This is a genomic window from Streptomyces sp. NBC_01717, from assembly GCF_036248255.1.
GTDB lineage: Bacteria > Actinomycetota > Actinomycetes > Streptomycetales > Streptomycetaceae > Streptomyces.
Window position 1 is genome coordinate 3,712,364 of record NZ_CP109178.1, and the last position, 22,318, is coordinate 3,734,681.

Annotated in this window: 16 protein-coding genes; 13 read left to right on the forward strand and 3 right to left on the reverse strand. The window is 70.7% G+C overall.

All coding sequences use genetic code 11. The annotated features are described in order from the left end of the window. The first annotated feature begins 26 nt into the window (after positions 1-26). From OHB49_RS16625 to OHB49_RS16635, 3 genes are read left to right on the forward strand one after another with little or no spacing between them, the layout of a single operon-like run. Positions 27-734 carry a thioesterase II family protein gene (locus OHB49_RS16625; protein ID WP_329161168.1) on the forward strand — a complete coding sequence of 236 codons (708 nt, stop codon included), beginning with the start codon at positions 27-29 and terminating at the stop codon, positions 732-734. Further along, the gene (locus OHB49_RS16630; protein WP_329161169.1) at positions 731-1,576 is read left to right on the forward strand and encodes an SDR family oxidoreductase; all 846 of its coding nucleotides are present in this window, start codon (positions 731-733) and stop codon (positions 1,574-1,576) included. The genes OHB49_RS16625 and OHB49_RS16630 overlap by 4 nt, the downstream gene beginning before the upstream one ends. Positions 1,577-1,605: 29 nt before the next feature. Further along, positions 1,606-4,287, forward strand: a complete 2,682-nt coding sequence (locus OHB49_RS16635) for an amino acid adenylation domain-containing protein (protein ID WP_329161170.1) — start codon at positions 1,606-1,608, stop codon at positions 4,285-4,287. Between the two features lie 52 nt (positions 4,288-4,339). Here OHB49_RS16635 and OHB49_RS16640 read toward each other — a convergent pair whose 3' ends face one another. Further along, positions 4,340-5,869, reverse strand: coding sequence for a ricin-type beta-trefoil lectin domain protein (locus tag OHB49_RS16640; RefSeq protein ID WP_329161171.1), 1,530 nt, complete (start codon positions 5,867-5,869; stop codon positions 4,340-4,342). Positions 5,870-5,975: 106 nt separating this feature from the next. Here OHB49_RS16640 and OHB49_RS16645 point away from each other — a divergent pair, with 106 nt between their 5' ends. The 4 genes from OHB49_RS16645 (at position 5,976) to OHB49_RS16660 (ending at position 12,129) form a co-directional block, all read left to right on the forward strand. Beyond that, the gene (locus OHB49_RS16645) at positions 5,976-7,406 is read left to right on the forward strand and encodes a class II fumarate hydratase (protein WP_329161172.1); all 1,431 of its coding nucleotides are present in this window, start codon (positions 5,976-5,978) and stop codon (positions 7,404-7,406) included. A 44-nt stretch (positions 7,407-7,450) separates the two neighbouring features. Further along, positions 7,451-8,167 carry a cytidylyl-2-hydroxypropylphosphonate hydrolase gene (fomD, locus tag OHB49_RS16650; RefSeq protein ID WP_329161173.1) on the forward strand — a complete coding sequence of 239 codons (717 nt, stop codon included), beginning with the start codon at positions 7,451-7,453 and terminating at the stop codon, positions 8,165-8,167. Between the two features lie 370 nt (positions 8,168-8,537). Next, the gene (locus OHB49_RS16655) at positions 8,538-10,532 is read left to right on the forward strand and encodes an ATP-binding SpoIIE family protein phosphatase (protein WP_329161174.1); all 1,995 of its coding nucleotides are present in this window, start codon (positions 8,538-8,540) and stop codon (positions 10,530-10,532) included. Positions 10,533-10,665: 133 nt separating this feature from the next. Further along, positions 10,666-12,129: a catalase gene (locus OHB49_RS16660; protein WP_329161175.1), complete on the forward strand. Its 1,464-nt coding sequence runs from the start codon at positions 10,666-10,668 to the stop codon at positions 12,127-12,129. 86 nt (positions 12,130-12,215) lie between these two features. On the opposite strand, the gene OHB49_RS16665 is transcribed toward OHB49_RS16660, so the two are convergent. Further along, positions 12,216-14,438, reverse strand: coding sequence for a transglycosylase domain-containing protein (locus OHB49_RS16665; protein WP_329161177.1), 2,223 nt, complete (start codon positions 14,436-14,438; stop codon positions 12,216-12,218). Positions 14,439-14,658: 220 nt separating this feature from the next. Between OHB49_RS16665 and OHB49_RS16670 the strand changes: the two genes are divergently transcribed. The 6 genes from OHB49_RS16670 to OHB49_RS16695 all read left to right on the forward strand — a co-directional run bounded on the left by OHB49_RS16670 (position 14,659) and on the right by OHB49_RS16695 (position 21,233). Continuing rightward, positions 14,659-15,606, forward strand: a complete 948-nt coding sequence (locus tag OHB49_RS16670) for an SPFH domain-containing protein (RefSeq protein ID WP_329161179.1) — start codon at positions 14,659-14,661, stop codon at positions 15,604-15,606. Between the two features lie 26 nt (positions 15,607-15,632). Next, positions 15,633-15,818, forward strand: coding sequence for a hypothetical protein (locus OHB49_RS16675; protein ID WP_329166507.1), 186 nt, complete (start codon positions 15,633-15,635; stop codon positions 15,816-15,818). 307 nt (positions 15,819-16,125) lie between these two features. Next, positions 16,126-17,418 carry an alkaline phosphatase gene (locus OHB49_RS16680; protein WP_030969369.1) on the forward strand — a complete coding sequence of 431 codons (1,293 nt, stop codon included), beginning with the start codon at positions 16,126-16,128 and terminating at the stop codon, positions 17,416-17,418. A gap of 211 nt (positions 17,419-17,629) precedes the next feature. Beyond that, the gene (locus tag OHB49_RS16685) at positions 17,630-18,154 is read left to right on the forward strand and encodes a PadR family transcriptional regulator (protein WP_030969366.1); all 525 of its coding nucleotides are present in this window, start codon (positions 17,630-17,632) and stop codon (positions 18,152-18,154) included. After that, a complete protein-coding gene (locus OHB49_RS16690) occupies positions 18,151-18,837 on the forward strand; it encodes an ABC transporter ATP-binding protein (RefSeq protein ID WP_329161182.1) in 687 nt (228 codons plus the stop codon). Before OHB49_RS16685 ends, OHB49_RS16690 begins: the two co-directional genes overlap by 4 nt. Further along, the gene (locus OHB49_RS16695; protein WP_329161184.1) at positions 18,834-21,233 is read left to right on the forward strand and encodes an ABC transporter permease; all 2,400 of its coding nucleotides are present in this window, start codon (positions 18,834-18,836) and stop codon (positions 21,231-21,233) included. Before OHB49_RS16690 ends, OHB49_RS16695 begins: the two co-directional genes overlap by 4 nt. Before the next feature lie 51 nt (positions 21,234-21,284). Here the strand turns inward: OHB49_RS16695 and OHB49_RS16700 are convergent, their stop codons facing one another. Continuing rightward, positions 21,285-22,253 carry a hydrogen peroxide-inducible genes activator gene (locus OHB49_RS16700; protein ID WP_329161186.1) on the reverse strand — a complete coding sequence of 323 codons (969 nt, stop codon included), beginning with the start codon at positions 22,251-22,253 and terminating at the stop codon, positions 21,285-21,287. Positions 22,254-22,318: the final 65 nt, after the last annotated feature.

Consider the following 22,318-nt stretch of genomic DNA (forward strand, 5'->3'; position numbering starts at 1 on the left):
GTACACCCTCGACCGGAAGAGAGACCGTGGAAGAGACTGTCCTGATCTGCCTGCCCTTCGCCGGGGCGGGTGCGTCGTTCTTCACGCCGTGGCAGGGGCAGGGGCAGGCGGGGCTGACGATCCTGCCGGTGCAGCTGCCGGGCCGGGAGAAGCGGTTCGCCGAGCCCGCGTACACCTCGGCGGCCGAGGCCGTGGACGATGCGTACGCCCAGGTCACCGCCGCGCTCGGGGGCACGGGCCGACGGGTGGCCGTGTTCGGGCACAGCATGGGCGCGGTACTCGCGTACGAGCTGGCGTACCGGCTCGAACGCGAGCCGGGGATCCGTCTCGAAGCGCTCTTCGTCAGCGGCTCGCCCGGTCCGTGGACGGCCCGCACCGACCGGGCGGGCGGACTGCCGGAGGACGAGTTCGTCGCACGGGTGAAGAGCTTCGCCGGGTACGCGCATCCGGCGCTGGAGAACCCGGAGATGCGGGAGCTGCTGCTGCCGTCGCTCCGGGCCGACGTACAGCTGCACGAGAACTACCGGCCGGCCTCCGAGCGACCGCTGACCGTGCGTGTCGTCTCGGTCCGCGGGCGTACGGACACGCTCGTCGGCGCGGCCGGTGCCGCCGAGTGGGGGTGGGCGACGAGCGGGAAGCTGACCGTCGCCGAGCTGGACGGCGGGCACATGTATCTGGCCGACCGGCCGGGCGCGCTGCTGGAACTGATCACCACCGAACTGGGCGAGGGATGACGACGAGCGGCGGCACCGGGCGGCTGGCCGGGCGGACCGCGCTGATCACGGGTGCGGCACGCGGGCTCGGCAGGGCCTGTGCGCTGAAGTTCGCCCGCGAGGGCGCGGATCTGGTGCTGCTCGATGTGGCGGGTCCGCTGCCCGGCGTGCCGTATCCGCTCGGTTCGGCGAGCCAGCTCGCGTACACGGCGGAGCTCTGCCGCGATGCGGGCTCCGCCGTGCTGACCCGGCAGGCGGACGTGCGGGATCTCGGCGCCCTGGAGGCGGCGGCGGACGATGCGGAGGAGCGATTCGGGCGGATCGACGTCCTCGTCAACAACGCGGGGATCGCGGCCCCTTCGGGCCGTTCCGCACACGAGATCACCGAGCCCGAGTGGCAGCTGATGATCGATGTGGACCTCGGCGGTGCCTGGCGGGCGATCCGGGCCGTCGGCGGACGGATGACGGCGCAGGGCTCCGGCTCCATCGTCAACATCGCGTCGACGGCCGGCCTGGTCGGCTACCGGCACTTCGCCGGTTACGTCGCCGCCAAGCACGGCCTCGTCGGGCTGACCAAGGCCGTCGCACTGGACTACGCGCCGCGCAAGGTGCGGGTGAACGCGGTGTGCCCCGGGTCGGTGCGGGACGACGAGGCGATGGAGGGCCGGATGCTCGCGGAGATCGCCCGGTCGCTGGAGGTGCCGGTCGCCGAGCATGAGGAGACGTTCGTCCGGGCGCAGCCGATGAACGCACTCGTCGAGCCACAGGACGTCGCGGACGCGGCGCTATGGCTGGCGTCGGACGAGTCGCGTCAGGTGACGGGGAGCGTGTTGACGGTCGACGGCGGATTCACGACGCGCTGAGGCGCACCCCTACGAGGAGGAGAGCACCGGTGCCAACTGCCCGCCATACGCTGACGGTCCGTCTGCCACGGGGTGCGACGGACGACGGCACGGTCGCGACCGTGCTCGCGACGGCGTCGAAGCGGTGGTGGCCGGACGGCCCGCAGCCCCGGCTGTGGACCGAGACCGTCCCGGCACCGGCGGACTCGGAGAGAGCAGCACGCCGACGCGAGACCGAGACCCGACGTCCACTGGGTCCGGGGCAGCCGCTGCGGGTGCTGCTGCTGCGGTACGAGGAGGAGGGTGCGGGTGAGTCCGGGGGCGGGTTCGCGGGCGGGAGCGCGCACGCGCCTGCGGCGGGCGCCACGGACGACGTCGCGGGCACCCGCGCAGGCGGGACCGCGGGTGAGCCCGCCAGTGGGACCGCGCAGGGCACCGTGCGCCCGCCCGTGCCCCGTCCCGGTGATCTCGTCCTCGTCGCCGATCCGGCCGCGTTGGACACGACCTCGCTCCGGCTGATCTCCCGCGTGCTCTGCGGGGAGCTCGGGCCGGACGAGGTACGGACGGCGGAGCACTCCCCCACAGCGCATCCCGCCCTCTTCCCCGGCCCCGGAGCCCTGCGGCGCGCTGCCGCCACCGCACTCGTGCGCGGACGGTACGAGGGCAGGTCGTCCGCACGCGTGACCGTGCCCGTTTCGGCGCTCGACCGGCCTGGGAACACCCTCGGCGCGTTCGGCGGCCGGGCCGTGCTCGAAGCCGACCTGTCCGAGGCCCGGACGGTCGGGGACCTTCTCGCCACTCCCCTCACTCCTGCGGGCGACGACGTCATCGACGAAACCATCGACGAAACCGCCCCTTTCGAGCGCCATGTCGCGCGTGTGCAGGACCAGTTGGCCACCGTGCCGCCCGAGACCCCTCTCATCGACCTCGTCCTGCTCGACGAGACGGAGTCCGCCGAGCAGCTCGCCCTCGGCCGCCCGGCCGCCCCGCCGCCGCTCCCTTCCCGCCGCATCGACGAGGCCTTCGCGGACCAGGCCGCCCTGTGCCCCGACGCGCCCGCCCTGACCTGTGGCGGGCACACCCTGACCTACCGGGAGCTGGACTCCCGCGCCGACGAACTGGCCGCCGGGCTGCGCGCCCGGGGCGTCCGGCCCGGTGACCATGTGGGCCTCTGCCTGCCCCGCTCGACGGACCTCGTCGCGATGATGCTCGCCGTCCTCAAGGCGGACGCGACCTACGTACCGCTGGATCCGGACCACCCCGCGGACCGCCGCGCCCGCACCGCCGAGGACGCCGGGCTGCGGCTGACGGTGGAGGACACCGCCCCCCTCACCGGCCACCCGGCCGGCCACCGGGCCCCCACCGCGCGGCCCGCCACCGCCCCGGCGTATGTCATCCACACCTCCGGCTCGACCGGCCGCCCCAAGGGTGTCGTCGTGCCGCACGCCAATGTGCTCGCCCTCATCGACGCCACCCGCGACGACTTCGGTCTCGGCCCCGGCGACACGTGGACGCTCTTCCACTCCAGCGCCTTCGACTTCTCCGTCTGGGAGATCTGGGGCGCTCTGCTGACCGGCGCCCGGCTGGTCGTCGTCGACTACTGGGTGTCGCGCTCCCCCGCCGACTTCCACGCCCTGCTCGCGGGGGAGGGGGTCACCGTTCTCAGCCAGACCCCGTCCGCATTCACCCAGCTCATGGCCGCCGACCGGGAACACGGGGAACAGCGGGGCCAGGGCACGCCGCTCGCCCTGCGCCTGGTCGTCCTCGGCGGCGAACCGCTGGACGCCCGCCCGCTGCGCGACTGGTTCGACCGCCACCCCGAGGACCGCTGCCGGCTGGTCAACATGTTCGGCATCACCGAGACGACGGTCCATGTCACGGCGCAGACGGTGACCCGGCGCACGGCGTTGTCCGGATCCCGCTCGGTGGGGCGTCCGCTGCCCGGCTGGTACGTCTACGTGCTCGACGCCCGGGGCAGGCCGGTCCCGCCCGGGGCACCCGGTGAGATCCATGTCGGCGGCGCCGGGGTCGCGACCGGGTACCTGGGCCGCCCGGGCCTGACCGGGCAGCGCTTCGTACCCGACCCGTGGCACGGCGGACGGATGTACCGCAGCGGCGATCTGGGCCGGCTGCTCGCGGACGGCACGCTGGAGCATCTGGGCCGGATCGACAGCCAGGTGAAGGTGCGCGGCTTCCGGATCGAGCTGGACGAGATCCGTCACGTGCTGCTGGCCGACCCGTCCGTGACCGCGGCGGCGGTGACGGTGTCCGGGGACGCGTTCCTGGATGCGGCGGGCGTGCGGATCGATGCGTACGTGGTTCTGGCGGCGGACCCGGTCGGCACGGCCGACGGCATACGCCGGCGGGCCGCGAAGCTGCTGCCGGAGCACATGGTGCCCGCCTCGGTGACCGCCCTGCCGCGGCTCCCGCTCACCCCGAACGGCAAGCTGGACCCGTCCCGGCTGCCCGCCCCGAAGGCCCCGGCCGACGCCCCACCCGGCACCGCTGCCTCCGCCCCCGCCGACCCTTTCGCCGAACTTGCCGGGATCTGGGAGTCCGTCCTCGGCGTGCCGGTCGGCCCCGACGACAACTTCTTCGATCTGGGCGGCAATTCGCTCTACGCGATCCGTCTCGCCACCGCGATGCGGGAGCGCGGCCTGCCTCCGGTGCCGCTGCGGCGGCTCTATCTGTCGCCGACGGTCCGGTCCCTGAGCGAGGCGGTGGACGAGTGACGGCGCGGTGGCCGCATCGCGCGACCGCCCCGCCGTCATGCGCCCTGCGGCCCTACGCGAAACGCTGCTTCGCCGTCCCGTCGCACGCCTGGAGCTTCAGCGGGTCCTCGGCCGCCGCGAGTGTGAGGCACAGCCCGGTCGAAGCCGCCGGGCGCAACGTGCCCGACTCCTGGACGAACTGTTGGTTCGCCGCACCCGAGCAGTTCCACAGGATGAGCGTGGCACCCGCCTTGTAGTCGGCGCCCGGCACATCGAGGCACCGGTCGTGGCTCAGTTCCGTACGGACGGCCTTCGTGCCTGCGTCGTACCACCAGCCCTGGTTGCGGCCGCCGTGGCAGTCCCAGCCCGCGATCTTCGTGTTGTTGCGGGTCACCGACGCGGGGACGTCGACACACGTGCCGGTGGCCTCGTTCTTCAGGGGCTTGAAGACCGAGTCCCAGGCGGCAGGCTCCAGGACCGGCTTTCCGGTGCTCGCCGGGTCGGCGCAGCTCGCCTCGCGCAGACCGGAGTTGTAGATCTGGGTCAGGCAGGAGGCGAAGGCGGCGTGCCCGCGCGCGTTGGGGTGGAAGGACTGCCGGACGGAGTTGGAGTCCGGCGGGAAGTGCGACAGGTCGATGTAGAGGCCGCGGGCCCAGGTGTCCTCCATGCAGACCTCGTGGCCGTGGAAGAGCCGGGAGTTGTCGAGGTAGACGGCCCCGGTGTCGGCGGCGGCCTTGCGCATTCCGCGCTCGAAGGCGGGGACGGCGACGTTACGGCCCCAGGCGGCGTCGGAGTCGTAACCCGCGCAGCCACCCGGGATCTTGCCGGGGAAGTTCGGGTTGTCGTTGAAGTCGGGGCCGATCGGGCTGGGGTAGCCCATCACCACGAGTTTGTAGTCGCCACTGGCGTAGCCGGCGTCGGACATGACGGTCCGCAGGTCGCGTACGGTCTTCTCGACCTTGGGGACGAGCCCGTCGACCCGAGCCTGCCAGCCGCCCTCGTACGTCGGCCGGCACGCGCCCTGGAGGAGCACCCAGCGCTCCACGCAGTCCGTCATCACCGGGCCGAACTGGAGGTCGTCGTTGGCACCGGCCACGAGCACGATCATCTTGATACGGGTGTTGCGGGCCTTGATGGCGAGGTTGTCGCTCTGCACGAGTTCGTCGGCGTACTGCCTGGATCCGCCGATCACGATGTTTCCCGTGTACGCCCCCGAGCAGGAGACGTTGTACGTGACGTCGGCGGGGATCCCGGTGCGGTGGATGGCGGAGTCGGGCGAGCGGTGGCACCAGTTGTCGGGGCCGTTGGTGCCTGCCTCGTACGTTCCGACGCCCTCGCCGGAGATCTCGCTGTCGCCGAGCGAGATCAGCCCGGTCCTGCGGTCGGCGAGCGGGCGCTCGGCCGGGTCGCCGTACAGCCGGGTGGCCTCGGCGGCGCGGATGGCCTCCAGCTCGGGCGGGAGGGGGGTGGATGCGGTAGGGGTGGTACCGGACCTGTGTGCCGCGGCGGCCGGCCCGGCGGCAGCGGTCATGCCGCCCACTGCCGCCGTCATGGCCGCGGCGGCCGCGACCGTACAGCGGAGTCTGTGTCTGGTGCGCCTCATTGCGCCTCCCCGGTTTGTGGTTACCCCCGGTATTTACTGGTCGGTAGGCAACTTGGGAATACGCAGAACAAGACAAGTGCTCAACTTTTTCAGGAGGTTGAAACCCATGGACGACGCACAGACATCCGCCGGCCCGGCCGACACCACCGGCGGCACCGAGTACCGCATCGAGCACGACTCGATGGGTGAGGTGAAGGTCCCCGCGCACGCCAAATGGCGGGCCCAGACGCAGCGCGCCGTGGAGAACTTCCCGATCTCCGGCCAGCGCCTGGAGCGGGCCCACATCGAGGCCCTGGCCCGGATCAAGGCCGCCGCGGCCAAGGTCAACGCCGAGCTCAAGGTGCTCGACCCGGACATCGCCCACGCGATCCAGGACGCGGCGGGCGAGGTCGCCGACGGCCGCTGGGACGCGCACTTCCCGATCGATGTCTTCCAGACCGGGTCCGGCACGTCCTCCAACATGAACACCAACGAGGTCGTGGCGACCCTCGCCACCGAACGCCTCGGCCGTGAGGTCCACCCCAACGACCACGTCAACGCCTCGCAGTCGTCCAACGACGTCTTCCCGTCCTCCATCCACATCGCCGCGACCGCGGCCGTCACCGGTGAACTGATCCCCGCCCTGGACCATCTGGCGGCCGCGCTGGAGCGCAAGTCCGCCGAGTTCGCAACGGTCGTGAAGTCGGGCCGTACGCATCTGATGGACGCGACGCCGGTGACCCTGGGTCAGGAGTTCGGCGGCTACGCGGCGCAGATCCGTTACGGCATCGAGCGGCTGAACGCGTCGCTGCCACGACTCGCCGAACTACCGCTGGGGGGCACGGCCGTCGGCACCGGCATCAACACCCCGCCCGGCTTCTCCGCCGCCGTGATCGCCGAGGTCGCCCGCGTCACCGGGCTGCCGCTCACCGAGGCCCGCGACCACTTCGAGGCGCAGGGCGCGCGGGACGGGCTCGTCGAGACGTCGGGCCAGCTCCGTACGATCGCCGTCTCGCTCACCAAGATCTCCAACGACCTGCGCTGGATGGCCTCGGGCCCCCGCACCGGATTGGCCGAGATCAGCCTTCCCGACCTCCAGCCGGGTTCGTCGATCATGCCGGGGAAGGTGAATCCGGTCATTCCCGAGGCCGTCCTGATGGTCGCCGCCCAGGTGATGGGGAACGACACGACGGTCGCCGTCGCGGGTGCGGCGGGCAACTTCGAACTGAACGTCATGCTGCCGGTCATCGCGAAGAACCTGCTGGAATCGGTCCGGCTGCTGGCCAACGTCTCCCGGCTGCTCGCGGACCGTACGGTCGACGGGATCACGGCCGACGTGGAACGGGCCCGGGAGTACGCGGAGTCCTCGCCGTCCGTCGTCACCCCGCTGAACAAGTACATCGGCTACGAGGAGGCGGCGAAGGTCGCCAAGAAGTCGCTCGCCGAGCGGCGGACGATCCGTGAAGTGGTGCTGGCCTCGGGGTATGTGGAGCGCGGCGACCTCACGGTGGAACAGCTCGACGAGGCGCTCGACGTGTTGCGTATGACCCGCCCGTGACGTGGATCGCAGCAACCGGGCGGCCGCATCCCTAAGATCTCTCCATGGCAGGTACGGGAGACAACGCGCGCGCAGAAGTCGATCGCTCGGACGTCGCGTGCTGGGCGCCGGGCGATCACATCCTGTGGCGCTACCGGGGCAACGGTCCGCGGTCGCCCGGCGGCGCCCACAGCCCGGTCCACATCTGCCGGCCGGTCACCGTCGTCCAGGACACCGACGAACTGCTCGCCGTCTGGATGGCGCCCGGCACGGAATGCATCAGACCGGTTCTGGCCGACGGCTCCAGCGTGCACGCCGAGCCGCTCGCCACCCGGTACACCGCGCCCCGCACCGTCGCCCGCTCGACCTGGTTCGGCAGGGGCGTGCTGAAGCTCGCCCGGCCCGGCGAACCCTGGTCGGTCTGGCTGTTCTGGGACCACGGCTGGAGCTTTCGCAACTGGTACGTGAATCTGGAGGAACCGCGAACCCGCTGGGCCGGCGGCGTCGACTCCGAGGATCACTTTCTCGACATCGCCGTGCACCCCGACCGAAGCTGGCGCTGGCTGGACGAGGACGAATTCGCCCAGGCGCAGCGGGTCGGTCTGATGGACCGGGACACCGCGCGGCGGGTACGGGAGGCGGGCCGCGCGGCCGTCGGCGTGATCAACGCCTGGGGCACTCCGTTCCGGGACGGCTGGGAGAACTGGCGGCCCGATCCGCGGTGGCAAGTGCCCGCGCTGCCGGATGACTGGGACCGTACGCCCTCGCATATGCCGTCGTGAGACCCTTGATGCACCCCAGGGGGGCAAACGTAGGATCGTCCTCCGGAGGGCTGCTCCGCTCCAACCGGCGGGCGCGGCACTGGACCTGACCGCAAGTCATCGCACGAGTGCACGATCTTCATGAGCCGCATCAGTTGCATGAGTCGCAACAACCGGACGAACCACTACGAGGGGGTGGAGATGTGCACGCTGTCCGCCGCCGAAACGGCGGAAACGTTGTCAGCGGCACACCCCGCAGGCATACGGTTTCGGCCCCGCGGAGCTGGGCATGCGATGGCAGCCGTTGTCATCACCGCTCTCGCCGGGGCACAGTGGCGCCCCACAAGGTGATTGCCTCATACAACCGGCCCGGACGGACGGAACCCCACGCGTGACGGAGCATCCCACCTCCCACGAAGGCCGGCAGCCTCTCGCCGCCCGGTCGCAGGAACGCGCCCGGCCGCGGCAGCAGGACGCCGCGCCTGCAGCCACCCCTGCCACCGCAGCGATTCCCGGCCCTGCCGCGGCGTCGGGCCCGAAGCCGGCCACGCCCCCGGGCACCGGCTCGAATCCCACGGCGATTCCCGGCCCCGCAACGGCACCGACTCCCGCCGTCGCGCCGAGCGCCGCGGCGGCGGCGGGACCGGACCCGCAGACGGTGGCCCGCCGCGAAGGCGACCGGCTGCGCTTCGTGGGCGCCGCGACCCGCCGGATCGCCCGCGGCATAGATCTGGACGAGATCGTCCTCGGCCTGTGCCGGGCCAGCGTGCCGACGTTCTCCGACGCCATACTCGTCTACCTCCGCGATCCACTCCCGGTCGGCGACGAGCGCCCGGCCACCCCGTTCGTCCTGCGGCTGCGCCGGTCCGACCGGCTGCGTTTAAACGATGAGGAGACCGAGACCTCCCCGGAGACCGAGCGGCTGCGCGCGCCCGCCATCGACCCGCATGCCGACCTGACGCCCGCGGCCGAACTCTGCGAGGTGCAGGCGGGCGGTGCGCTCGCCGAGGTGCTGCGCGGCGTACGGCCCGTCTTCGGGGACTCCGCGGCGGCCCGCGTCGCCCTGCCCGAACTGCTCGGCGCCGGGCGCACCGTCCCCTCCGGCCACCGGGTGATACTCGCCCCGCTGCGCGGCCGCCGGCGGGTGATCGGTGCCGCCGTCTTCCTGCGCGGGACCGAGCGGCCGCCGTTCGAGGCCAACGACCTGCTGGTCGCCGCCCAGCTGGCCACGCACACCGCGCTCGGCATCGACAAGGCCGTGCTGTACGGACGCGAGGCGTACATCGCCGATGAGCTGCAGCGCACCATGCTGCCCGACTCGCTGCCGCAGCCCACCGGCGTCCGGCTCGCCTCCCGCTACCTCCCGGCCGCCGAGACGGCCCGGGTCGGCGGTGACTGGTACGACGCCATCCCGCTGCCCGGCAGCAGGGTCGCGCTGGTCGTCGGGGACGTCATGGGCCACTCCATGACCTCCGCGGCGATCATGGGCCAGCTGCGCACCACCGCGCAGACCCTCGCCGGGCTCGACCTGCCACCGCAGGAGGTGCTGCACCACCTGGACGAGCAGGCGCAGCGGCTCGGCAGCGACCGGATGGCCACCTGCCTGTACGCGGTGTACGACCCGGTCGCGCACCGGATCACCATCGCCAACGCCGGGCACCCGCCGCCCGTGCTGCTCCATCTGGGCGGCCGCGCCGAGGTGCTGCGGGTGCCGCCCGGCGCCCCGATCGGCGTCGGCGGGGTGGACTTCGAGGCCGTCGAGCTGGATGCGCCCGCGGGCGCCACGCTGCTGCTGTACACCGACGGTCTGGTGGAGTCCCGGCTGCGGGACGTCTGGACCGGTATCGAGCAGCTGCGTGAGCGGCTCGCCGCCACCGCCCAGCTCACCGGACCGGATCACTCGCCGCCGCTGGAGGCGCTCTGCGACGACGTGCTCGACATGCTCGGCCCGGGCGACCGGGACGACGACATCGCGCTGCTCGCCGCCCGGTTCGACGGGATCGCGCCGAGCGATGTCGCGTACTGGTTCCTGGAGCCGGAGGACTCCGCCCCCGGACGGGCCCGGCGGCTGGCCCGCAGGGCGCTCAGCAGGTGGGGCCTCGACGAGCTCTCGGACTCGGTGGAACTGCTGGTCAGCGAGGTGGTGACCAATGCGGTGCGGTACGCGGAGCGACCGGTGACGCTGCGGTTGCTGCGGACCGACATCCTGCGCTGCGAGGTCGGCGACGACGCCCCGCAGCTGCCCCGGCAGCGCCGGGCCCGCGACATGGACGAAGGCGGCCGCGGCCTCTTCCTGGTGAACCGGCTGGCCCGCCGGTGGGGTGCGACCCGGCTGTCGACCGGCAAGGTCGTCTGGTTCGAGATGCCTACCCGCGGCCAGCAATAGAACACGGAAGAAATAACCCAAGTCTGGACAAGGTCTACATGTTGCCGACCTCTCGTCGTCGGAGTTGACTCGGTCGTGCCCGGGCGCCGCCTGGACGACCTGACCGACACCCCGCACCGACGGGAGGACGCTCGTGACCGAGGAAACGAAGAACGCTCCTTACACCACGAACAATGCCGGGATCCCGGTGGAGAGCGACGAACATTCGCTCACCGTCGGATCCGACGGCCCGATCCTGCTCCAGGACCACTACCTCATCGAGAAGATGGCCCAGTTCAACCGTGAACGGGTCCCCGAGCGAGTGGTCCACGCCAAGGGCTCCGGTGCCTACGGCATTTTCAAGGTGACCAACGACGTCAGCCAGTTCACCAAGGCCGACCTCTTCCAACCGGGCAAGCAGACCGCCATGCTCGCCCGCTTCTCCACGGTCGCCGGCGAACAGGGCTCCCCCGACACCTGGCGCGACCCCCGCGGTTTCGCGCTGAAGTTCTACACCGAGCACGGCAACTACGACATGGTCGGCAACAACACGCCGATCTTCTTCGTACGGGACCCGATGAAGTTCCAGGACTTCATCCGCTCGCAGAAGCGCCGCCCGGACAGCGCGGTGCGCGACCACGACATGCAGTGGGACTTCTGGACCCTCTCTCCCGAGTCCGCCCACATGGTCACCTGGCTGATGGGCGACCGCGGCATCCCGAAGACGTACCGCAACATGAACGGCTACAGCTCGCACACCTATATGTGGGTGAACGCGGGCGGCGAGAGGTTCTGGGTCAAGTACCGCTTCAAGACCGACCAGGGCATCGACTTCTACCCTCAGGCCGAGGCCGACGAGATGGCCGGCATCGACGGCGACGTCCACCGCCGTGACCTCTTCGAGTCGATCAAGCGGGGTGACCACCCGAGCTGGACGCTGTACGTCCAGATCATGCCGTTCGACGACGCGCCGGACTACCGGTTCAATCCGTTCGACCTCACGAAGGTGTGGCCGCACGGCGACTACCCGGAGATCGAAGTCGGCCGGATGACGCTGAACGAGAATCCCGAGGACTTCTTCGTCCACATCGAGCAGGCGTCCTTCGAGCCGTCGAACCTGGTGCCCGGTATCGGTCCGTCGCCCGACAAGATGCTGCTCGGCAGGCTCTTCTCGTATCCGGACACCCACCGGTACCGGATCGGCCCGAACTACGCGCAGCTGCCGCCGAACCGCCCACGGTTCGGCCGGAACTCGTACGCGAAGGACGGCCCGATGCGGTACGAGCCGACGCGCACGGGGGCGGTCTACGCGCCGAACTCGTACGGCGGACCGGCCGCGGACACCGAACGCTTCGGCGACCCGGCGGGCTGGGCCACGGCGGGCGAGATGGTCCACGAGGCGTACAAGCTGCACCGCGAGGACGACGACTGGGGCCAGGCGGGCACGATGGTCCGCAAGGTGCTCGACGACGCGGCGCGCGACCGGCTCGTGTCGAACATTTCCGGCCATCTCCTGGACGGCGTGAGCCGCCCGGTCCTGGAGCGGGCGCTGCAGTACTGGCGCAACGTCGACAAGGACCTCGGCGACCGGATCGCCAAGGAGGTCAACGGCGGCTGACACCGTCCGTACGCGGAATCATGGGAGAGGGGCGGTGCCGGTCCGGCACCGCCCCTCTCCCGTGCGTTCACCGCTCTGTCATGCGTTCACTGATTGAGCGGGTTGTTGTGTCCGGGCCGCCCGGAGTTCGCTCCGCCGCCCGGCAGGACGGGGGACTCGCTCGGCAGGACGGGGGACTCGCTCGGCGGCTCGATGGGCGACTGACTGGCCGAATCGCTGGGCGTCTCGATCGGGCTCTGCGAAGGCGGGTCCGACGACTCGGACGGCGACGGGTCGGGGCTCTCCGACGTCGAGGGGCTCGTCGACGGGCTGGCCGGCACGGTGACCTCACCGCGCTCGACGTCCTGAAGATCGAACTGGGCACTGGAGCCGCCGCCCAGCGCGCCGAGGGTGTAGTCCGCCCAGATCTGCGCCGGGAAGCCGCCACCGTTGGCCCGGCCGGAGTTCGCGGTACCGGTCAGACTGACCTGGCCGCCGCCTTCCTTGGGGGATTCACCGAAGAGCGCCACGACTGTGGTGAGCTCCGGGGTGTAGCCCGCGAACAGGGCTGACTTGTTGTTCTCCGAGGTGCCCGTCTTGCCCGCCGCCTCGTAGGCCGAGGTGTTGGCCGCCTGGCCGGAGCCGCTGTCCACGACGCCCCTCAGGACGGAGGTCACGGTGTCGGCGGACTTGCGGCTGATCACCTGATTCCCGATGCCCTCGACCGGGTCGACCGTGCGGTCCCGGTGCTTGGCGGACTTCACGATGAACGGGGTGACCTTCCGGCCGTGGTTGTCGAGCGTGGCGTACGCGCCCGCCATGTCCCAGGTCGAGGCGTTCATCGTGCCCAGTGTGATGGCGGGGCGCTCGGGGAAGTTCTGGTCCGGTACGCCGAGCGCCAGCGCGGTCTTCTTCACCGCGGGCGGGCCGACGTCGACCACCATCTGCGCGAAGACCGAGTTGATCGACTTGTTCATCGCGCTCTGCACGGTGACGTTGCCGTAGCTCTGATTGTCCTCGTTCTCGGGGGCGAACGGGGTGTCGCTGCCCACGACGGGCCGCTTGCTGGTGCCGTCGTAGCGGGTGTTGACGCCGATCAGATCGCCGTCCTGGGTTTTCGCCTCGTTCTCCAGCGCGGAGGCGAGCACCAGCGGCTTGAAGGTGGAGGCGGGCTGGTAGTCCCGGCGCGTGGCGTTGGAGATGTAGTGCTTGACGTAGTCCACCCCGCCGTAGAGTGCGACGACCGCGCCGGTCTTCGGGTCGACAGAGGTGGCACCCGCCTGGACGGTCGCGTCGACCTTGTTGTCCTTGCGGTCCAGCTTGGACTCCAGCTGGCGGTCGACCGACGCCTCCAGCTGCTTCTGCCGCTTCTTGTCGATGTTCAGGGTGAAGGTCCAGCCGCCGGCCTCCCGCATCTCCCCCGTGACGCCCTGCTTGTCCAGCTCCTTGTTGGCGGCCTCGACGAGGTAACCGGTCTGGCCCTCCATGCCGGGTGCGGGCTTGGGCTTGTCCGGGACGGGGAACTTCAGGGTGTCGCGCTGGGCCTTGTCGAGCCAGTGCATCTCGACCATGTTGTCGAGCGTGTAGCCCCAGCGCTCCTTGACGAGCCTCCGGCCGGTGGGCGTCGCGACTGCCCAGTCGTACTGGCTGGGGGCCTGGAGCAGCGCGGCCAGATAGGCACCCTGGGAAACGTTGAGGTCCTTGGCGTCGATCCCGTAGTAGGCCTGCGCCGCGGCCTGGATCCCGCTCGCGCCGCGTCCGTAGTACGCGGTGTTGATGTACCCGGCGAGGATGTAGTTCTTGTCCTTCTTCTGGTCGACCTTGAGCGAGATCACCAGCTCTTTGAGCTTGCGGCTGACCGTCGGGTCCTGCGTCAGGTAGTAGTTCTTCACGTACTGCTGGGTGATGGTCGAGCCACCCTGCTTGCCCTTGCCGGAGAGCGTGTTGAAGATGCCGCGCGCGGTGCCCTTCAGGTCGACGCCCTTGTCCTTGTAGAACGTCTTGTTCTCGGCGGCGACGAAGGTGTGCTGCACCTCCTTGGGGACCTCGGCGAGGTCCACGATCTGGCGGTTGACCCCGTCACTCCCGGTCCGGGTCAGCACTGTGCCGTCGCTGTACTGGTAGACGTTGCTCTGCCGCTCGGCCAGGATGTTGGCCTTGGGTATGTCCACGTACAGGTAGAGCGCCACGAAGGCGCCCATGATCAGCAGGCAGAACCCGAAGAACGTGCCCAGCATCTTCCGCCAGGTGAAGAGTCTGCGTATGCCGCCGCTCTTCGCGGCCCGCCGCGCTCCGCGCTGCTGGGCTCGTCGCGCATCCGCTCGACCCATCGCTGTATCGCTCCCGTTTCTCTGCTCGCCTGATCCGCTCAGCCCAGACAGCTAACACTGTCGGCAAGGACAAAATGCAAGCGATCCGGTCTTTTCCGGACGTGACAATCAGCACCCGTTCCTTAAGGAACCGACTCCCGGGAGGTGCACATGGTTGCGAATTCGCTTAATGTGCAATCACATTGCTAGCAACGCGCTAGACACACAAACAGGGGGAATCATGACCGACCAACCGATAGCGGCGCAGACCGACGGCACTCCGGAGATGCCGGCGCCGCAGGTCCGGGAGACCACGGCCCACTCCATCCCCGGCGGCTTCGGCCTGCTCCTGACCGTCCTCGGCGTGTTCCTCGGCGTCGGCCTGGCGATCATCGGTGGCGCCCTGGGCGCCAACGGACACAACGGGGTGGGGATCCCTCTCCTCGTCGTCGGGGTGCTCCTCGCCGTCGCCTCGCTCTTCTGCATGAGCGGCGTCAAGATGGTGGCGCCCGGCGAGGCCCGCGTCATCCAGCTCTTCGGCCGGTACGTCGGAACGATCCGCGCCGACGGACTGCGCTGGATCAACCCGCTGACCAGCAGCCGCAAGATCTCCACCCGGGTCCGCAACCACGAGACCGCGGTCCTCAAGGTCAACGACGCCTACGGCAACCCGATCGAGCTCGCCGCGATCGTCGTCTGGAAGGTCGAGGACACCGCGCAGGCGCTCTTCGAGGTCGACGACTTCCGGAAGTTCGTCGCCACGCAGACCGAGGCGGCCGTCCGCCACATCGCGATCGAGTACCCGTACGACGCCCACGACGAGGGCGGCCTGTCACTGCGCGGCAACGCGGACGAGATCACCGAGAAGCTGGGCGCCGAACTCACCGCCCGGGTGCAGGCCGCCGGCGTACGCATCATCGAGTCCCGCTTCAGCCACCTCGCGTACGCCCCCGAGATCGCCTCCGCGATGCTCCAGCGCCAGCAGGCGGGTGCGGTGGTCGCGGCCCGCCAGCAGATCGTCGAGGGCGCGGTCGGCATGGTCGAGATGGCGCTGACCCGGATCGCGGAACAGGACATCGTCGAGCTCGACTCCGAACGCAAGGCGGCGATGGTCAGCAACCTGATGGTGGTGCTGTGCGGTGACCGCGCGGCGCAACCCGTCCTGAACACGGGCACGCTCTACCAGTGACGGAAGAAACCCCGAAGCGCAAGCAGATGCTGCTGCGGCTGGACCCCGCGGTGCACGACGCGCTGGCCCGCTGGGCGTCGGACGAGCTGCGCAGCGCGAACGCCCAGATCGAGTTCCTGCTGCGCAGAGCACTGGCAGAGGCGGGCCGCCTGCCGACGGCAGCATCCCCCATCCCTCGCCGGGGCCGTCCCCCCAAGCCCCCGGTGGAGTAGGGGCGGAAGAGCGGGAGCGGTCGCCGGGCGACTGCCCCGCAGCGCCGGACGGGCTGGAAGATCAGCCCGCCCGGCGATCGCGGACACGCAGCCGCCGTGTCCGGCGGACGCCGCTGGGGAAACCTGATCCGGCCGTGCCGGACGCACTCCGGCAGGTGTTCCCGGGAACGGAGGGAGACGAGGGGAACCGGGCCACCGGAGCCCCGGCTGCGGGTTGTTCCGCCTCCGGATGCCTCTCGTTCACGACGGGTACCGCCCCCACGCCTACGTTCACGTGTGAAAGCTATGCAATTCACGAGGAGCTGTTGTGAACAGACGCGTGCGTAGTGCGCGATGGGGAGCCCCCGTCGCTGCGGCCGTCGTGGCCGCAGTTGCCACGATGGTGCTCAACCCGACGCTGGGTGCGTCGGCCGTTGCTCCGCAGTCGGCGGCGAAGGCGAAGGCCCCCACGGCGAAGAACGTCATCTTCATCAACGGTGACGGTATGGGTGCCTCGATGCGCGAGGCAGCAAGGCTCAACCTTTCCGGCCTGGAAGGCCAGTTGGCGATGGACCGCCTCACGGCGTCCGGCCAGCTCACCACCACCCCGCGGGACCCGAAGGCCGTCGTGACGGACTCCGCCGCGGCGGCGACCGCATGGGCCACGGGCGAGAAGACCTACAACGGCGCGATCAGCGTCGATGTCGACGGCAACCCGCTGGCGACCCTCGGCCAGCAGGCCAAGGCGGCCGGCAAGGCCACCGGCCTGGTGACCACCGCCCAGGTCACCGACGCGTCCCCGGCGGCGTTCTTCGCCAACACCGCGGACCGCGGACAGCAGGACGAGATCGCCCGACAGTACCTGGACGTCAGCAAGCCCGACGTCATCCTGGGTGGCGGCGAGGACTGGTGGCTGCCGGCCGGTACGCCGGGCGCGTTCCAGGACAAGCCGGCGGAGGACACGACCGAGGCCAGCCGCGGCACCAAGGGCAACCTGATCAAGAAGGCCCAGAAGGCCGGTTACTCGTACGTCAACAGTGCGAGCGGGCTGAGCAAGGCCAAGAACGGCAAGCTCCTCGGGCTGTTCAGCAACGAGGAGATGTTCCAGCAGCGCCCCGAGGGCCAGGGCGACGTCTACAGCCCGGTCGTGGACCTCGGCACGATGACCAGCAAGGCCCTGAGCAGCCTGGACAAGAACAAGAAGGGCTTCTTCCTCATGGTCGAGGAGGAAGGCACCGACGAGTTCGCGCACTCCAACAACGGCACGCGCGTCCTGCAGTCGATGCAGCAGCTGGAGAAGGCCGTCGCGGTGGCCCGCGCATACATCGCGACGCACCCCGACACACTGCTGGTCGTCACCGGTGACCACGAGACCGGCGGTCTCTCGGTCGAGGAGGTCGACGCCGCCGACGAGTCCGGGGACGCCATCTCCGCCGAGGACGGTCCGTTCTCGATCCGCGGCAGCGACCGCAAGTTCACCATCGACTGGACCACGTCGGGGCACACCAGCGTGGACGTGCCCGTGACGGCGAGCGGTCCGCTCTCCGACAGCTTCTCGGGCAAGCACCCGAACACGTACGTGCACGACGTACTCAAGCAGGTGCTGGCACCGCGCCGCTGAACGCGGTGACGCAGGAACGGGCCCCGGGAGCATTCCCCCGGGGCCCGTTCCCGTGCGCAGGCGCGATGCCGTCGGGCCGGGGGCGGCCCGGGCCCGCCGTAAGCCCGCTCAGGGCCGCACCGAGCAGTACGGCTGCTGCCCGACCTCATCTCGAGGAGGACTGCCCCACCCCGTATACACGCGAGGTATACACACCACTTATAGTGTCCGCATGTCTATCGGTCACACCCTCCTCGGGCTCCTCGAGTCCGGCCCCCGCCACGGCTACGACCTCAAGCGCACGTTCGACGAGAAGTTCGGCCACGACCGCCCCCTGCACTACGGCCAGGTCTACTCGACCATGTCCCGCCTCCTCAAGAACGGCCTCGTCGAGGTCGACGGCATAGAGAGCGGCGGCGGCCCCGAGCGCAAGCGGTACGCCATCACCGAGGCCGGTATCACCGACGTCGCCGACTGGCTCGCCCAGCCCGAGAAGCCGGAGCCGTACCTCCAGTCGACGCTGTACACCAAGGTCGTCCTGGCCCTGCTCACCGGCCGCAGCGCCGAAACCCTCCTGGACACGCAGCGCACCGAGCACCTGCGCCTCATGCGCATCCTCACCGACCGCAAGCGCGGCGGCGACCTCGCAGATCAGCTGATCTGCGACCACGCCCTCTTCCATCTGGAGGCCGACCTCCGCTGGCTGGAACTGACCGCCGCCCGGCTCGACCGCCTCGCCGGGGAGGTCGTCGCATGACCCCGGCCGGCTCCCTCCTCGTCGCCCGCGACCTGCATAAGTCGTACGGCTCGACACCCGCCCTGGACGGCGCCTCGTTCTCCGTCCACCCCGGCGAGATCGTCGCCGTGCTGGGCCCGTCCGGCTCCGGCAAGTCGACCCTGCTGCACTGCCTCGCCGGCATCATCACCCCCGACAGCGGCACGGTCGGCTACGCGGGCCGCGAGCTCTCCGCGATGTCCGACGCCGAACGCAGCGCCCTGCGCCGCAGCGATTTCGGCTTCGTCTTCCAGTTCGGACAGCTCGTCCCGGAGCTGACCTGTGTGGAGAACGTCGCCCTGCCGCTCCGCCTCAGCGGCACCAGGCGCAAGGACGCCGAGCGCACCGCCCTCCGCTGGATGGAACGCCTGGAGGTGGACGACCTCGGCGCCAAGCGCCCCGGCGAGGTCTCCGGCGGCCAGGGCCAGCGCGTCGCCATCGCCCGAGCCCTGGTCTCCTCCCCGAAGGTGATCTTCGCGGACGAGCCGACCGGCGCCCTGGACTCCCTCAACGGCGAGCGGGTGATGCAACTGCTCGGCGAGGCCGCCCGGTCCGCCAATGTCGCCGTGGTCCTGGTGACGCACGAGGCCCGCGTCGCCGCCTACTCCGACCGCGACGTCACCGTGCGCGACGGCCGGGCCCGCGACCTGGAGCACTCCGCATGACGCTGCTCGAACCGAAGAAGGTCCCGGCAGCCGAGCAGCCCCGGCCCGCCGAGCCCTCCCGCGCGATCGCCCTGCTGCGCGATCTCGCCCTCGGCATCCGGTTCGCCTCCTCCGGCGGGCGTGAGGGCTGGACGCGCACCGTGCTCACCGCGGTCGGTGTGGGCCTCGGCGTGGCACTGCTGCTGGTCGCCTCCTCCGTACCGCATCTGCTCGATCACCGCTCCGCCCGCGAGCAGGCCCGCGCCGAGTCCCGCATCTCACGCGACGACACCGTCCCGAAGTCGGATTCCACGGTGCTGCGGATCAGCGCGGAGTCCGAGTTCCGCGGCCGCTCCGTCGAGGGCTTCCTGATGCGGCCGGAGGGGGCGCACCCGGTGACCCCGCCCGGCGTGGCGAACTTCCCCGGCCCGGACGAGATGGTCGTCTCGCCTGCCCTGAAGGAGCTGCTCGGCTCCCCGGAGGGCCGACTCCTCAAGGAGCGGCTGCCGTACCGGATCACCGGCACCATCGCCGATCCGGGCCTCATCTCCCCGAGCGAACTGCGCTTCTACGCGGGCAGCGCCACCCTGACCGCCGCCGCGGGCGGCCACCGGCTGGCCGGTTACGGCGACCGGGCCCCGTCCGAGCCCCTGTCGCCCGTCCTCATCGTGCTCGTCATCATGATCTGCGTCGTCCTGCTGGTGCCGGTCGCGATCTTCATCGCGACGGCCGTGCGCTTCGGCGGGGACCGCCGCGACCGCAGACTCGCCGCGCTGCGCCTGGTCGGCGCGGACATCCGGATGACCCGCCGGATCGCTGCCGGTGAGGCACTCTTCGGCGCGGTGCTCGGCCTGCTGGCAGGTCTGGCGTTCTTCCTGGTGGGACGTCAGTTCATGGGCGCCGTCGAGGTGTGGGACGTCAGCGCCTTCCCTGCCGATCTGGTCCCGGCCCCCTGGCTGGCGGCGCTGGTCGCGGTGGCGGTTCCGGTGGCAGCGGTGCTGGTCACCCTGACCGCCCTGCGCTCGGTGGTGATCGAACCGCTCGGAGTCGTACGCAACAGCCGCAGCCGCAGACGCCGGCTCTGGTGGCGGCTGCTGATGCCGGTCGCGGGCGTGGCGGTACTCGCGCTGACCGGAAACGTCGACGGGCGCACCCCTGTCGATCCGTATCCGATCGCGGCCGGCGCCGTCCTGGTCCTGGTGGGGCTCGCGCTGCTGCTGCCGTGGCTGGTCGAGACGTGTGTGAACCGGCTGCGCGGCGGCCCGGTGCCCTGGCAGCTCGCGACCCGCAGGCTCCAGCTGAGCAGCGGTGCGGCGTCCCGTGCGGTCAGCGGCATCACCGTCGCGGTGGCGGGCGCGGTGGCGCTGCAGATGCTCTTCGCTGCGGTGGGCGACGACTTCAACCGGATGACGGGACAGGATCCCTCGCGGGCCCAGTTCACGACGTACTCCGAGAACGTGACCGGTGACGCGGCCGCGCGCACCATCAAGGAGTTCCGGGCCACCAAGGGCGTGCAGGCCGTCATCGGCACGGTCGAGGTGTACGTCACCCGGCCGGGGAAGTACGAGGGCGACATCCAACCCACCACCTCACTGTCCATCGGCGACTGCGCGACCCTGCGCGAGCTCGCCCGGATCGGCTCCTGCAAGGAGGGCGACGCCTTCGTCGTCCACCCCAGGAACGACAAGAAGATGGCCTCCTGGATGGACCAGACCGCTCGCAAGGGCAAGGAGGTCGAGATCAGCTCGTCCATCGAGCCGGACGGCGTGAAGTCGAAGCGGTGGACCCTGCCCGCCGACGCCCCGACCGTCGTCTCCCGCCGCGATCCGATGGGCGAGGACCACTGGGGCATCATGGCCACGGTCGGCGCGGTCGACCCGAGTACGCTGCCCGGCGCGACGGTCAACGCGCAGATCAAGGTCGACGAGAGCGTCGCGGACGTCTCCGAGTACGTACGGAACACGGCGGCCAGGATCGACCCCGGCATGCGCGTCGACTCCCTGCATTCGGTGACGCGCGACCGGCAGTACGCGAGCGTGCAGACCGGCCTTCAGGTCGGCGCGACCGTGACCCTGTTGCTGATCGCCGCCTCGATGCTGGTCTCCCAGCTGGAGCAGTTGCGGGAGCGCAGACGCCTGCTGTCGGTCCTGGTCGCCTTCGGCACCCGGCGGACCACCCTTGGCTGGTCGGTGCTCTGGCAGACCGCTGTGCCGGTGGTCATCGGCCTGGTGGTGGCGGTCGCGGGCGGGCTCGGGCTCGGCGCGGTGATGATCAGGATGATCGCCAAGAAGGTGACCGACTGGTGGCTGTTCCTGCCGATGGTGGGGGCCGGCACCGCACTGATCCTGCTGGTCACTCTGGTCTCGCTGCCGCTGCTGTGGCGGCTCATGCGACCGGACGGCCTGCGGACGGAATGACGAACACAAGGGGGTGCGGTCCCTCCGCGCGGAGGGACCGCACCCCCTTGTTCACGCGTGAGACGTGCTCGCCGTCAGCCGTACCGGCAGCGCCCGCATCGCCTCACGCAGTGCGGCCGCGAACTCCTCGAACTCGCCGTGCCGCGCCGCCCCGGTCCGCATCCCCAGCGCCACCCGCCGCGACGGCGCGGGGTCCGCGAAATACCCGGTGGTCAGCGCGTCGTTGCGGGCGGTCTCCACGGTGACGGCGGTACGCGGCAGCAGCGTCACCCCGAGCCCGCCCGCGACCAGCTGCACCAGCGTGGAGAGCCCGGCCGCGGTCGTGGTCACCGGTGCCCCCTCCGTGCGTCCCGCCTCCCGGCAGATGTCCAGCGCCTGGTCGCGCAGACAGTGCCCCTCGTCGAGCAGCAGCAGCGGCAGCTCACGCAGCGCCTCGCGCGGAATGTCGGCACGACCGCCCAGCCAGTGGCTGCGCTCCATGACCAGCACGAAGTCCTCGTCGAAGAGCGGGAGTTCGGTCACCTGGGGCACCCCGAGCGGCACGGCGAGCAGCAGCAGGTCCAGCCGGCCGGCGGCCAGCCCCTCCAGCAGCGACGACGTCTGCTCCTCGTGCACCTGCAGGTCGAGCTCCGGGTAGCGGTCGTGGACCAGCCGCAGCACGGTCGGCAACAGGTACGGGGCGACGGTCGGAATCACGCCGAGCCTGAGCACTCCGGTGAACGGCGCCCGGACCGCCTCGGCCTCCTCCATCAGCTCACCGACGGCCTCCAGCACCGCCCCGGCCCGCACCGCCAGCCGCTCCCCGGCGGGCGAGAGCAGCACCTTGCGCGTCGTACGCTCGATGAGCTGGACACCGAGTGTCTCCTCCAGCGCGGACACGGCCCCGGAGAGCGCGGGCTGACTCATCCCGATTGCTGCCGCCGCGTCCCTGAAGTGCAGGTGCTCGGCCACGGCCGCGAAGGCGCGCAGCTGCGACAGACTGGGTTGTTTGGGTCGATTGCCCTGGTTGCCCTGCGCCACTGATAGGCACCTCCGATCATCACGACCGAGTGTAGCTATTTCCGCGATCAATGCACTCTGTGCCA

Bases quoted from the DNA above. Each gene is read 5' to 3' on its own strand.
- OHB49_RS16630 (WP_329161169.1), top strand. From the start codon at position 731: ATGACGACGAGCGGCGGCACCGGGCGGCTGGCCGGGCGGACCGCGCTG.
- OHB49_RS16640 (WP_329161171.1), bottom strand. From the start codon at position 5,869: ATGAGGCGCACCAGACACAGACTCCGCTGTACGGTCGCGGCCGCCGCG.
- OHB49_RS16645 (WP_329161172.1), top strand. From the start codon at position 5,976: ATGGACGACGCACAGACATCCGCCGGCCCGGCCGACACCACCGGCGGC.
- fomD (WP_329161173.1), top strand. From the start codon at position 7,451: ATGGCAGGTACGGGAGACAACGCGCGCGCAGAAGTCGATCGCTCGGAC.
- OHB49_RS16665 (WP_329161177.1), bottom strand. From the start codon at position 14,438: ATGGGTCGAGCGGATGCGCGACGAGCCCAGCAGCGCGGAGCGCGGCGG.
- OHB49_RS16670 (WP_329161179.1), top strand. From the start codon at position 14,659: ATGACCGACCAACCGATAGCGGCGCAGACCGACGGCACTCCGGAGATG.
- OHB49_RS16675 (WP_329166507.1), top strand. From the start codon at position 15,633: ATGCTGCTGCGGCTGGACCCCGCGGTGCACGACGCGCTGGCCCGCTGG.
- OHB49_RS16685 (WP_030969366.1), top strand. From the start codon at position 17,630: ATGTCTATCGGTCACACCCTCCTCGGGCTCCTCGAGTCCGGCCCCCGC.
- OHB49_RS16690 (WP_329161182.1), top strand. From the start codon at position 18,151: ATGACCCCGGCCGGCTCCCTCCTCGTCGCCCGCGACCTGCATAAGTCG.
- OHB49_RS16695 (WP_329161184.1), top strand. From the start codon at position 18,834: ATGACGCTGCTCGAACCGAAGAAGGTCCCGGCAGCCGAGCAGCCCCGG.